Here is a 12,224-nt window from a genome sequence, read left to right on the forward strand (position 1 = left end):
TTCGCGCGCGCCGCGCCCCGTGCGCCGCACCGACGACGCAGGGCGCCGACCGGGTGACCGGCGGGCCTCAGAGGTTTGACCGATGCGTTTCGCCCACTTCTTCGTCGATAGGCCGATCTTCGCGTCGGTCACGTCGATCATCTTCCTGATCCTCGGCTTCGTGGCCTACGAGACCCTGCCGGTCTCGCAATATCCCGAGATCGTGCCGCCGACCGTGACCGTGCGCGCCTCCTATCCGGGCGCCAACGCCGAGACCGTGGCCGCCACCATCGCGACGCCGATCGAGCAGGAGGTCAACGGCGTCGACAACATGCTGTACATGACGTCGTTGTCGACCAACGACGGCAACATGCTGCTGACCGTGACCTTCAAGGTCGGCACCAACCTCGATATCGCCAACGTGCTGGTGCAGAACCGGCTCTCGGTGGCGCAGCCGCGCCTGCCGCCGGACGTGCGCAACCTCGGCGTGACCGTGCGCAAGGCCTCGCCCGACCTGATGCTGGTCGTGCACCTGCTCTCGCCGAACAAGACCTACGACCAGAATTACCTCGCCAACTACATCTACCTGAACATCCGCGACGAGCTGCTGCGCCTCGACGGCGTCGGCGACATCACGATCTTCGGCGGCAACGAGTACGCCGAGCGCATCTGGGTCGACCCCAACAAGCTCGCCGCCTACGGCCTCTCGGTCACCGACGTCACCACGGCCCTGCAGGAGCAGAACGTCCAGGTGGCCGCGGGCCAGCTCAACGGCCCGCCCGCGGCCAAGAGCGAGGCGTTCCAGCTCGTCGTGCAGTCGCAGGCGCGCTTCAAGACGCCCGAGGAATTCGCCGAGGTGATCATCAAGGCCCAGGACGGGCGCCTCGTCCGGGTCAAGGACATCGCCCGCGTCGAGATGGGCCAGAAGGACTACACGACCAACTCCTACCTTAACGACACGCCGGCGGTGGGCATCGGCGCGTTCCAGCGGCCCGGCACCAACGCGCTTGAGGCGGCGACCTCCGTCAAGAGCGTGATGGAGACCGTCAAGAAGAACTTCCCCCCGGACGTCGAGTACCGCATCGCCTACAACCCGACCGAGTTCATCGAGGAATCGATCCAGGAGGTCTACAAGACGCTGTTCGAGGCGGTCGGCCTCGTCGTCATCGTGGTGCTGGTGTTCCTCCAGAGCTGGCGCACCGCCCTGATCCCGGTGATCGCGATCCCCGTGTCGCTGATCGGCACCTTCGCGGCCATGGCGGCCTTCGGCTTCTCGCTCAACAACCTGACCCTGTTCGGGCTGGTGCTGGCCATCGGCATCGTGGTCGACGACGCCATCGTGGTGGTGGAGAACGTCGAGCGCAACATGGCCGAGGGGCTCTCGGCGGGCGATGCCGCGCACAAGACCATGGACGAGGTCGGCGGCGCCGTCATCGCCATCGCGCTCGTGCTGGCGGCGGTGTTCGTGCCGACGGCGTTCATCCCGGGCATCTCGGGCCAGTTCTACAAGCAGTTCGCGCTCACGATCGCGGCCTCGACCCTGATCTCCGCGTTCAATTCGCTGACCCTGTCCCCGGCGCTGTGTAAGCTGCTGCTCGTGCCGCACCACGCGCGCAAGGAGCCGAAATTCTTCCTGGCCCGGTTCCTGAACTGGCTCGCCAACGGCTTCAACCGCGCCTTCGATGCCACGTCGAACGCCTACGGCCGCACGATCCGCGTCCTGACCGGCGGGTTCATCGGATTGGCGGTGATGCTGGTGGTCTATGCCGCGGTGATCGCCGGCACCCTGCACCTCGCTCAGACGACGCCCACGGGCTTCATCCCGGACCAGGACCAGGGCTACCTGATCGGCGTCGTCCAGCTGCCTTCCGGCGCGTCCCTCGACCGCACCACGGACGTGATCCTGCGCGCGGCCAAGCAGGCCCGCACCGTGGACGGCGTGGCCAACGCCGTGATCATCGCCGGCTTCGATGGCGCGACCTTCACCAACACCACCAATGCCGGCGTAATGTTCCTGACGCTGAAGGGCGCCAAGGAGCGCGCCGCGGTGGGCCGCAGCGCGGCGGTGATCACCGGCGAGGTGCTCAAGGCCACCTCGGACATTCAGGAAGCCCGGGTGATCGTGATCCCGCCCCCGCCGGTGCGCGGCCTTGGCAACGGCGGCGGCTTCAAGATGCAGATCGAGAGCCGTCAGTCCTCGGAGATCGGTCCGCTGATGGCCGCGGCCGGCGAGGTGATCGCCCAGGCGAACCAGAGCGCCGACGTGCAGCGCGTGTTCACGACCTTCGACAACGCGACGCCGCAGCTGTTCCTCGACATCGACCGCACCATCGCGCGGATGCTGAACGTGCCGCTCGCCAACGTGTTCTCGTCGGTCCAGGCGGATCTGGGCGGCACCTACGTGAACGACTTCAACACGCTTGGACGCATCTATCAGGTGCGCCTGCAGGGCGATGCCGCCTTCCGCACGTCGAACCAGGACATCTCGCAGATCAAGGTGCGCTCCTCCACGGGCGCGCTGGTGCCGATGGGCACCCTCGCCTCCGTCCGCAACGTGACCGGCCCGCAGATCGTGCAGCGGTTCAACCTGTACTACTCGGTTCCCGTTCAGGGCGTGGCCAAGCCGGGGGTCTCGACCGGACAGGCGCTGACCGCCATGGAGGACATCGCCAAGAAGGTGCTGCCCGATGGCTACGCCTACGACTGGACCGAGATCGCCTTCCAGCAGAAGGCCGCGAGTGGCACCGCCGGCGCCGTCTTCGCCCTGGGCGTGCTGCTGGTCTTCCTGGTGCTGGCCGCGCAGTACGAATCCTGGGCCCTGCCGCTGGCGATCCTGCTGGTGGTGCCGACCGGGGTGCTCGCGGCGCTCGCCGGGGTGCAGTTCCGGGGGCAGGACAACAACATCCTGACCCAGATCGGCCTGATCGTGCTGATCGGCTTGGCTGCCAAGAACGCGATCCTGATCGTCGAGTTCGCGCACGACATCGAGCAGCGCGAGCACCGGGGTCCGGTCGAGGCGGCGGTGGAAGCCTGTCGTCTGCGCCTGCGTCCGATCCTGATGACCGCCTTCGCGTTCATCCTCGGCACCCTGCCGCTGGTGATCGCCACCGGCCCCGGCGCCGAGATGCGCCAGGCGCTGGGCACGGCGGTGTTCTTCGGGATGATCGGCGCGACCTTCTTCGGCCTGTTCCTCACCCCGGTCTTCTACGTGGTGATCCGCCACTTCTCGCTCTGGCTCGGCCGCCTGCGCGGCAAGCCGTCCCACGGCGACCATGGCGGGGCGGCCCCCGCCCACGGCTGAGATAGGTCTGGCCCCCGGGGCCTGGCGATGATGCGATCCTGGAGCCGCGCCCGACCCTGACCGGTCGGGCGCGGCTCCTTTTGCGAAGGCCGACCGTCTTCGGTGTGGAAGCCTGCCATGCATTTCGTCGGTCGCCTGTTCCTCGGAGCCTTCGCCCTGCTGCTGGCCGTCCCGGCCGGCGGCGCGATTCTCGTGCTGGCACTCCTGGTCGATCCGACCGCCAATGCGTGGCTGACCAATGGAGCGCTCGCGGGGGTCGACATGGCTTTGTCCGACCTCTCGGCGGGGCTTCCGCCGGAAGGGCTGGCGCTCCTGATCGCGGGCCTCGCCCGGGCGCTGTTCGTCCTGCTGTTCGTGCCGCCGGCCCTGGTCGGGTTGGCCGGCGAGATGTTTTCGCGCCGCGGCTTCCTCTGGTACGGCGCCGGGGGCGGCCTGCTGACCGCCGCCCTGCCCTGGCTGATCCGCGGCGCAGTGCGTCCGGCGACGGCGGGCACCAGCCCGGGGCTTCTCGCCGCCGAAGCGCGGCTGACGCTGATCCTGTTCGTCGTTGGCGCCAGCGCCGGCCTGGTCTACTGGTTGATCGCGGGGCGCAGCGCCGGCTTCTCCCGAGCCGGCCGACATGCCGCAGGCGCATGATCGTTTGGTCCGGTGTCGGACCGTCCGCGCTTGGCCGCGGGCGCCTCTGCGCGCTAGAGGAAAGCCGTCACGAAGCGGATTCCGATGCTCGTCCTGCGCTCCCTCGCCTTCAACGTCTGCTTCTACGCGATGACGACGCTGCTGGCGCTCGGTGGCCTGCCCACGCTGGTCTCCCGCCGCGCGGTGCTGAGGCTGGCCCGGCTCTGGGGTCGGATCACCCTGTGGCTGCTGCGGGTGGTCGCCGGCATGCGGGTCGAGTTCCGCGGCCTCGAGACCATTCCGAAGGGGCCGCTGCTGGTCGCGGCCAAGCACCAGTCCGCCCTCGAGACGTTGGCGCTCTGCACCGTGTTCCCGGAATTCGCCTACATCCTGAAGCGGGAGCTGCTGCTGATTCCGCTGATCGGCTGGTATCTATCGCGCAGCGGCATGGTGGCGATCGATCGCTCCAAGGGCGCCCGGGCGATGAGCCTGATGAACGCGGCCGCCGCGGACGCCATCCGGGAGGGCCGCCAGCTCATCATCTTCCCCGAGGGGACCCGCCGCGCGGTCGGGGCTCCGCCCGCCTACAAGCAGGGCCTGTCACACCTCTACACCGCCTTGAACGTACCCTGCCTGCCGGTAGCCCTGAACACCGGGCGGTTCTGGGCGCGCAACAGCCTCATCCGCCGGCCGGGCACGGCCGTGATCCAGTTCCTCGATCCGATCCCTCCAGGGTTGGGCCGTCAGGAATTCCAGGCCCTGGCCCAGGAGCGCCTGGAGGCCGCCTCGAACGCCTTGCTCGAAGGTGGCCCGAAGGGGTTTGCCGCCGAGACCGGCTCCGCGCCGACGGCCGGAGCCCCGACTGGGGCAGCACAGCGTCGCTGATTTTTTGACGGCACCGGACCACGTTTTATCAGCGATACCATCGTGATGGGCGGCGCCTGCCGCTTGTGGATAACCCGGGCGATCACCACCTTCGTGGTCAGGAACGTTGCGCTTGACGCCTGTGGATATCGCGCTGTAGGTTGGAACAAATGGCGAACAAGAGAGCCCTGTCCTGGTCGGCCGCGCTTCGCGACCTGAAGGACGATCGCAGCCGGAGACAGGATGTGCGTGAAGAACGCCTCAAGACCACGGCGGGCCTGCGCGGCACGCCGGCCCTGCCGCTTTCGGCCTGGCGCGGACGCTCCGGCCGGCGCTACGTCGTCGGGGTCCATTCGGCTGGCGCCTTCGACCTCGACGAGATGGCGGAGGCCGTGGTGATCGCCGTGCGGCGCGACGAGACCGGCATCGCCGAAATGGTCTCTGTGGCGAGCTCGAACGAGAGCCCGCGCGACCATCTCCGGCGGACCTGGCTCGACCGGGTTCGGACCCGTGGCGCGACCGAGCTGCACGTGCATCGCCTGGCCGATGGCGAGGCCGAGCGGGTGGCGATCGTCAGCGACCTGCAGCGCGACACGATCGAGCCGGCTCAAGTCTGAGCCGGACATCGAGCCTCCAGGGGCTGATCGGTCCTGCGCGCTGTCGACCTGATCCCGGCGCTGCCCCAGTTTTGCCCCCTGCATGGCCTCAAGGCGAGGCTTGCAGCGCCTGCGCGGGGCTGATGACGGGGAGCGGGATGCATGAGTCAGGATCGGACGCAGCCGGGCGGTGATGCGCAGGCCTCGCTGGCGCAGACGGCGCGGCGATTCCGGCTCGGGTTGTTCCTCCCCTATATCCTGCTCGCGGTGATCGTCATCGCCTGGTCGGTCGGCTGGTTGTGGCTTCGCGGCCGGGCGGCGACCGAGATCGACGGCTGGATCGCACGCGAGGCGAGTGCCGGCCGCACCTGGGCCTGTGCCGACCGGTCGCTCACCGGCTACCCGTTCCGGATCGAGCTGCGCTGCAGTGCCGTCACCCTGGAACGGTCGGACGGTCGCTTCCGCCTGGGCCCGTCCACCGCGGTGGCGCAGGTCTACCAGCCCCGCCTGGTGCTGTTCGAGAGCGCAGGGCCGTTCCATGTCGAGCAGGAGGCCCTGACCGGCGATGCCGCCTGGAGCAAGCTCCAAGGCAGCGTCCACGGCGCCGCGGACGGGTTCACCCGCGCATCGCTGGTGGTGGACGCGCCGAACGTCACGGTCACCGGTGCCGATCCGGGACCGATCGCGGTCGCGGGACAGCATCTGGAACTGCATGCGCGGCCGACCCCCGGGCGCTACGAATCCGAGGGCGCGGTCGACGTGAGCCTGCGCCTGGCCCAGGCCGCCGTGCCGCAGCTCGACGCGCTCACCGGCGATCCCGCCCCCGCCGACCTGTCGCTGGACGCGACGCTCACCCAGGCCACCGTCCTGCGGACCGGCCCGGTGCCGCGGGAACTCGAGCGCTGGCGCCAGGCCGGCGGCACCCTTGATCTCACGGCTTTGTCCCTGGCCAAGGGGACGCAGCGGGTCCAGGCGAAGGGCACGCTCGCCCTCGACGACGCCCACCGCCCTGTCGGGCAGCTCGACTTGCGGGCTGCCGGCGTGGATGCGCTGGTGGGCAGCGTCGTCGGCCAGCGATTCGGCTCGGACAAGGGGGCTCTGGTCGGCCAGCTCGTCGGCGGCCTGCTGGGCTTGGGCCGGCGGCCCGAGCCGGACGCGCCGGCGGATGCGGTGCCGCTCAAGCCCCTGCCCCCGCTGAAGCTCATCAACGGGCGGCTGGTTTTCAGCGGGTTCCCGATCCCGAACGTCTACCTGCCGATCCTCTACTAGATCGGCTACAAGGCACACATGTCCGCTGCGATCCCATCGGCCCGCGTCAAGATCTGCGGGCTCAGCACGCCGGAAGCACTCGACACCGCTTTGACCGCCGGTGCGGATTGGATCGGGCTGGTGCACTTCCCGCGCAGTCCGCGCCACGTCGACTTCGAGAAGGCTTCGCGACTATCGGCGCAGGCGCGCGGCCGGGTTGAGCGCGTCGTGCTGCTGGTCGATCCGGACGATGCCCTGGTCCGGGCTGCGGTCGAGTCCATGGATCCGGACCTGATCCAGCTGCACGGGCGCGAGAGCCCGGACAGGGTGGCGGCGATTCGGGCGCTCGCCGGCCGGCCGGTGATGAAGGCGATCGGCGTCGCGACCCCGACCGACCTGGAGGCGATCCCGGCCTACGCCGCCGTGGCCGACCGGATCCTGCTGGATGCCAAGCCACCACCCGGCGCCGCGCTCCCCGGGGGCAACGGCCAGCGATTCGATTGGGCGATCCTGGCAGATGCCGTCTTGCCCGCCGGGACCATGCTGTCCGGCGGGCTGGATGCCGGCAACGTCGCCGAGGCGCTCAACCGGACCGGGCTCGGTGCGGTCGATGTGTCCTCGGGGGTGGAATCAGCCCCCGGCCTCAAGGATCCGGACAAGATCGCGGCGTTCGTGGCCGCCGTACGGGCCGCCGCGGGCTGAAAGCCGACGCTCAGCGTGGCGCCGGCAAGGCGGTGCGGTTGGCGTTGGGGACGGTGTACGGCGCTTGCGTCTCGCTCTCCGGAGCATAGGCCCGCAGCCGGCTCGCCTCGCGCTCGTAGCGCGTCGCCTCCCGGCGATGGTGGCGCACGTTCGCCCGGGTCTTGCCTTGGCCGAGCCAGGTGAACACGCCGCCGACCACGATGCCGAGCGCCACCGCGCCGAACAGGATCGCGTAGAGCGGCAGGTTCACGCTGAACACCGGCGCGTCCGCATTGAACGGGTCGAAGGAGAGCGGCACCGGCGCCCGGTTGGCGACCGCCAGCAGGATCACCAGGGCGGCGATCGGCAGCAGCACGAGGCTCTTCAGGAAACGGATCATCGCGCTCACAGACCTCTTCCTACTCGGCGGCCGACGCGCTCTCGCCGATGCCCGCGGCGTTGAGGCGCTGGCGCATCTCCTTCCCGGTCTTGAACACGGGAATCGCCTTCTCGGACACAGCAACGGCCGCGCCGGTGCGCGGGTTGCGTCCCTTCCGCGCTTCTCGGCGCTTCACCGAGAAGGCGCCGAAGCCGCGCAGTTCCACCCGGTCGCCCCGGGCCAGCGCATCCGAGATGGTGTCGAGGATCGCGTTGACCAGGATCTCGACGTCGCGCTGGTAGAGATGCGGGTTCTGCTCGGCGATCTTGAGGACGAGCTCCGACTTGATCATGGCGTCTGGTCTTCTCGGGGGATCGGGGCGGGCTTCGGTAGCGAGGGCGCTCAGGGCTCCGGGCGCCACAGGACGAGCAGCCCACCGCCCGCGGTTTCGGCCTGGGTGCCGACGGCGCGCAGACGCCCGGCGAGCCCGTCGAGGCCCAGGAGGTCCGCACCGATGCCGGCGGCCGACCAGAGCGAGAAGTCGCTCTCCTTGCTGGGCTTCCAGTCCTTGATCGGCAGGTCCTTCGGCACGCCGCGGTTCGCCTCCAGCCAGGCCACGGCCTGGCGCTCGCCGCCCAGCTCGTCCACCAGCTTCAGTGGCACGCTCTGGCGGCCGCTGAACACCCGCCCGTCCGACACGGTGGTGATCTGAGCGGCATCCATGCCCCGGCGCTCGGCCACCAGCCCCTTGAACCAGGCGTAGGTGTCGCCGACCACGGCCGCCAGCGCGGCGCGCGCCTCCGGTGTGGTCGGGGTGAAGCCCGAGGGCTCGGCCTTGAGCGGCGAGGATTTCACCGACTCGACCTTGACCCCGACCTTGTCGAGGAGGCCCGACAGGTCGGGGTACTGGAACAGCACGCCGATCGAGCCGACCAGGCTGGTCTCCCGGGCGACGATGTGGTCGGCCGCTATGGCGGTGATGTAGGCGCCCGAGGCCGCGGTGCCGTCCACGAAGGCGACGATCGGCTTCTTGGCGGCCAGCGCGCGCAGGTTGCGGAAGATCTCTTCGGAGCCGGTGGTGGTGCCGCCCGGCGAATTGATCGAGACGACCACGCCCTTCACGGCATCCGAGTCGCCGACCCGCTGCATCAGCTTGGCGGTCGATTCGCTTCCGGCGATGAAGCCCGAGACGGAGATGCGAGCGATCTGCGGGCCCACCGCGAAGGCGCCGTCGGCCCCGGCCCGGACCCGGTAGCCCAGCGCCCCGACCGCCACGATCAGCCCGCCGATCCCGAGCACTCGCCACAGGGACAGCCTGCGGCGCAGGCGCCGCCGGTCGATCAGCAGTTCGGCGTCGGCTGCCATGCGGTCGCTTCCCTTCGCCTCCCCGGATCGGCCCCGTGACGGGGTGCGGGGGGCGAGGCCCCGCGCCGGGCAAGTCCTTGGTTTCCTTTGCCTCGCGCGGCCGGAGCCACCCGAGGCCGGTGTTCTAGAGCATTTTCCGCGGACGTGGATATGGGCCGCGCGAAGAAAATGCGGCGCCCGGCCCCGGCCTTCAACGCGGGCCGTCTTCAGGCGGGCCGCGCGCTCACAGTCGAGGCCGGTAATCCGTAGGACGCGTCGCGTTCCGGCCAGGATCCCGGGCAGCGCGCCTCACGAAGACGGATCCCAGGGGTCGATGACAGTGAGGCCGGCCACCGCGAACGGGGCGGTATCGCGGGTGGCGACGGTCAGTCCGTTAGCGAGGGCGACCGCTGCGATGCAGGCATCGGCGGTCTCGATCCCGCTCCCTGCCTTGCGAACCCTCGCCAGCAGTTCGGCATAGGCGGTCGTGCAAGCCAAGTCGAACGGCAGGACACGCCCGACAAACATGGGTAGCACGCCTCCCTCCAGGTCCTCATGCAGTGTCGCTCGGCGCTTTCCAACCGGTAGCAAGGTTACGCCGGCGCGCAGTTCGGCGACGGTCATGGCAGACAGATAGAGTGTTTCCAGAGGTTGCCTGTCGATCCATTCGATGACGCGGGCCTCGGGCGCATGTCGGAGCGGCTCCGAAACCACGTTCGTATCGAGGAGGATCATTCAAAGCACGCTGCACGGGCCGGAGTTTTGTCACGCACGCTCTCGAGGATGGCGATTTCCTCGTCAGTCAGTCTGATCTTGCTGCCGATCTCGGCCAGCAGCGAACCCAGTTTGATCCGGCCTTCCGGCCTCACCGCAGATTCTAGGATATGGCGCATTTCGGCCTCGACGCTGCGACCGTGTTGAGCGGCCCTTACGCGGATCGCGCGATGCACCTCATCGGGCACATTCCGAACGGTCATGGATCGCATATGTCAAAACCTCTGCATGATGGCGAGGATTGCATTTTATCAATGTGCAATCAACTTCGCCCTCGGCACCGCGCGTAGCGAGATCCATCTTTCAAGACGATGTTCCCGGCTGAAGCCGCGGCCTCAATGCGGTCGAAGCCTCCGAGCGGCGTGCCAGTACCGGCGCCAGAGGGGGTTCGAGGACTCGGCGGATCGCGGCGCTTCGGAAACCCCACCGCACAAAGAAAAACCCGCGCGGGACGGATGTCCCACGCGGGTCTTTTGGATCAATTCGTATCCGCCGCCCGGCTCAGCCGGGCGGCGAGATCCGGAAAGTCTCAATCGTCGTCGGAGCGCTTCTTGTTGAAGGCCGCGCCGAGGATGTCGCCGAGCGAGGCGCCGGAATCAGCGGAGCCGAACTGGGCCATCGCCTCCTTCTCCTCGGCCACTTCCAGGGCCTTGATCGAGACCTGGACGCGGTGGGCCTTGCGGTCGAACTGCACGACCCGGGCATCGAACTTCTCGCCGGCGGCGAAACGCTCGGGGCGCTGGTCGCCGCGGTCGCGGGCGAGTTCGGCGCGGCGGACGAAGGTGGTCATGTCGGTGTCGACGATCTTCACCTCGACGCCGGCATCCTTCACCTCGACGACCTCGCAGGTGACGATCTGACCCTTCTTGATCTCGCCGGCCTCGGCGAAGGGGTCACCGCCGAGCTGCTTCACGCCCAGCGAAATCCGCTCTTTCTCGACATCGACGTCGAGAACCTGGGCGCGGACCATGTCGCCCTTCTTGAACTCCTCGATGACCTGCTCGCCGGGACGGTTCCAGTCGAGATCCGACAGGTGGACCATGCCGTCGACATCGCCCTCGAGGCCGATGAACAGGCCGAACTCGGTCTTGTTCTTGACCTCGCCCTCGACCTCGGAGCCGACCGGGTGCTTCTCGGAGAAGGCCTCCCAGGGGTTCTGCAGGGTCTGCTTGAGGCCGAGCGAGATGCGGCGCTTGACCGGATCGACTTCCAGGATCTGAACCTCGACCTCCTGGGAGGTGGAGACGATCTTGCCCGGATGGACGTTCTTCTTGGTCCAGCTCATCTCGGAGACGTGGATCAGGCCCTCGATCCCCGGCTCCAGCTCCACGAAGGCGCCGTAATCGGTGATGTTGGTCACGCGGCCCTTGAGCTTGGCGTTCTCCGGGTAGCGGGCGGCGATGCCCTCCCACGGATCGGCCAGCAGCTGCTTGATGCCGAGCGAGATGCGGTGCGTCTCGTGGTTGATCTTGATGATCTTGACCTTGACCGTCTGGCCGATGGTCACGACCTCGGACGGATGGTTCACGCGGCGCCACGCCATGTCGGTGACGTGCAGCAGGCCGTCGATGCCGCCGAGATCGACGAAGGCGCCGTACTCGGTGATGTTCTTGACGACGCCGTCGATGACCTGACCCTCTTCGAGGTTGGCCACCAGCTCCGAGCGCTGCTCGGCGCGGCTCTCTTCGAGCACGGTGCGGCGCGACACGACGATGTTGCCGCGGCGGCGATCCATCTTGAGGATCTGGAACGGCTGCGGGGTGCCGAGCAGCGGTGTGACGTCGCGGACCGGGCGGATGTCGACCTGCGAGCGCGGCAGGAACGCCACGGCGCCGTCGAGGTCGACCGTGTAGCCGCCCTTGACCTGGTTGAAGATCGTGCCGGTGACGCGGTCGTTGTTCTCGAACGACTTCTCGAGCTTGACCCAGCTCTCCTCGCGGCGGGCCTTGTCGCGCGAGATGACGGCTTCGCCGAGCGCGTTCTCGATCCGGTCGACGTAGACCTCGACCTCGTCGCCGACCTTCAGCTCGCCTTCGCGGCCCGGGCCGGTGAATTCTTTCAGTGCGACACGGCCTTCCGTCTTGGCGCCGATGTCGATGACGGCCACGTCCTTCTCGATCGCGACGACGCGACCCTTGACGACGGATCCTTCGGTGATCTCGTGTTCGAGGAAGCTTTCCTCGAGGAGGGCGGCGAAATCATCGCGGCTCGGGCCACGCCCCAGAGCGGTACCTGCGGACATTCTCTCTCCTGAACGGCCCCCGGCGGAGGCCCTTTGCGTCGGCGGCTCGCGTTGCACACACCCCCGGTTCGCCGCGGCCGCTCCCGAAACCTTGAGGGAGAGGCGACCGGTCCCGCGGGATCCGGCTTGCCGACGCGTCGATACGGATGACGAGGGCGATCCAGCCGGCGACGCGGCGGCGCCAAAATAAGCACGCGCGAG

At 68.6% G+C, this 12,224-nt stretch carries 12 protein-coding genes; 6 read left to right on the top strand and 6 right to left on the bottom strand.

All coding sequences use genetic code 11. The annotated features are described in order from the left end of the window. Nucleotides 1–82 precede the first annotated feature (82 nt). The 6 genes from MKL09_RS17705 to MKL09_RS17730 all read left to right on the top strand — a co-directional run bounded on the left by MKL09_RS17705 (nucleotide 83) and on the right by MKL09_RS17730 (nucleotide 7,305). A complete protein-coding gene (locus tag MKL09_RS17705; RefSeq protein WP_244022222.1) occupies nucleotides 83–3,280 on the top strand; it encodes an efflux RND transporter permease subunit in 3,198 nt (1,065 codons plus the stop codon). Between the two features lie 117 nt (nucleotides 3,281–3,397). Continuing rightward, nucleotides 3,398–3,916 (top strand): hypothetical protein, encoded by a 519-nt coding sequence (locus MKL09_RS17710; protein ID WP_244022224.1) that lies wholly within the window; start codon nucleotides 3,398–3,400, stop codon nucleotides 3,914–3,916. A gap of 84 nt (nucleotides 3,917–4,000) precedes the next feature. After that, nucleotides 4,001–4,780 carry a lysophospholipid acyltransferase family protein gene (locus MKL09_RS17715; protein ID WP_244022226.1) on the top strand — a complete coding sequence of 260 codons (780 nt, stop codon included), beginning with the start codon at nucleotides 4,001–4,003 and terminating at the stop codon, nucleotides 4,778–4,780. Nucleotides 4,781–4,929: 149 nt separating this feature from the next. Further along, nucleotides 4,930–5,376, top strand: coding sequence for a hypothetical protein (locus tag MKL09_RS17720; RefSeq protein ID WP_244022228.1), 447 nt, complete (start codon nucleotides 4,930–4,932; stop codon nucleotides 5,374–5,376). A 141-nt stretch (nucleotides 5,377–5,517) separates the two neighbouring features. After that, nucleotides 5,518–6,624, top strand: a complete 1,107-nt coding sequence (locus MKL09_RS17725) for a DUF2125 domain-containing protein (RefSeq protein WP_244022230.1) — start codon at nucleotides 5,518–5,520, stop codon at nucleotides 6,622–6,624. A gap of 18 nt (nucleotides 6,625–6,642) precedes the next feature. Beyond that, on the top strand, nucleotides 6,643–7,305 hold the full coding sequence (locus tag MKL09_RS17730) for a phosphoribosylanthranilate isomerase (RefSeq protein WP_244022232.1): 663 nt from the start codon (nucleotides 6,643–6,645) through the stop codon (nucleotides 7,303–7,305). A 10-nt stretch (nucleotides 7,306–7,315) separates the two neighbouring features. Here MKL09_RS17730 and MKL09_RS17735 read toward each other — a convergent pair whose 3' ends face one another. From MKL09_RS17735 to rpsA, 6 genes are all read right to left on the bottom strand, one after another. Continuing rightward, nucleotides 7,316–7,684 (bottom strand): LapA family protein, encoded by a 369-nt coding sequence (locus tag MKL09_RS17735; protein ID WP_244022352.1) that lies wholly within the window; start codon nucleotides 7,682–7,684, stop codon nucleotides 7,316–7,318. A gap of 19 nt (nucleotides 7,685–7,703) precedes the next feature. Next, on the bottom strand, nucleotides 7,704–8,015 hold the full coding sequence (locus MKL09_RS17740) for an integration host factor subunit beta (protein WP_007559930.1): 312 nt from the start codon (nucleotides 8,013–8,015) through the stop codon (nucleotides 7,704–7,706). A gap of 50 nt (nucleotides 8,016–8,065) precedes the next feature. Further along, nucleotides 8,066–9,028 carry a signal peptide peptidase SppA gene (gene sppA / locus MKL09_RS17745; RefSeq protein WP_244022234.1) on the bottom strand — a complete coding sequence of 321 codons (963 nt, stop codon included), beginning with the start codon at nucleotides 9,026–9,028 and terminating at the stop codon, nucleotides 8,066–8,068. A gap of 288 nt (nucleotides 9,029–9,316) precedes the next feature. Next, a complete protein-coding gene (locus MKL09_RS17750; RefSeq protein WP_244022236.1) occupies nucleotides 9,317–9,742 on the bottom strand; it encodes a type II toxin-antitoxin system VapC family toxin in 426 nt (141 codons plus the stop codon). Further along, the gene (locus tag MKL09_RS17755) at nucleotides 9,739–9,993 is read right to left on the bottom strand and encodes a FitA-like ribbon-helix-helix domain-containing protein (RefSeq protein WP_244022239.1); all 255 of its coding nucleotides are present in this window, start codon (nucleotides 9,991–9,993) and stop codon (nucleotides 9,739–9,741) included. Before MKL09_RS17755 ends, MKL09_RS17750 begins: the two co-directional genes overlap by 4 nt. A 317-nt stretch (nucleotides 9,994–10,310) precedes the next feature. Next, nucleotides 10,311–12,023: a 30S ribosomal protein S1 gene (rpsA, locus tag MKL09_RS17760; protein WP_244022241.1), complete on the bottom strand. Its 1,713-nt coding sequence runs from the start codon at nucleotides 12,021–12,023 to the stop codon at nucleotides 10,311–10,313. Between the last annotated feature and the right edge of the window lie 201 nt (nucleotides 12,024–12,224).

It is taken from the genome of Methylobacterium sp. J-048, from assembly GCF_022829515.1.
Classification (GTDB): Bacteria; Pseudomonadota; Alphaproteobacteria; order Rhizobiales; family Beijerinckiaceae; genus Methylobacterium.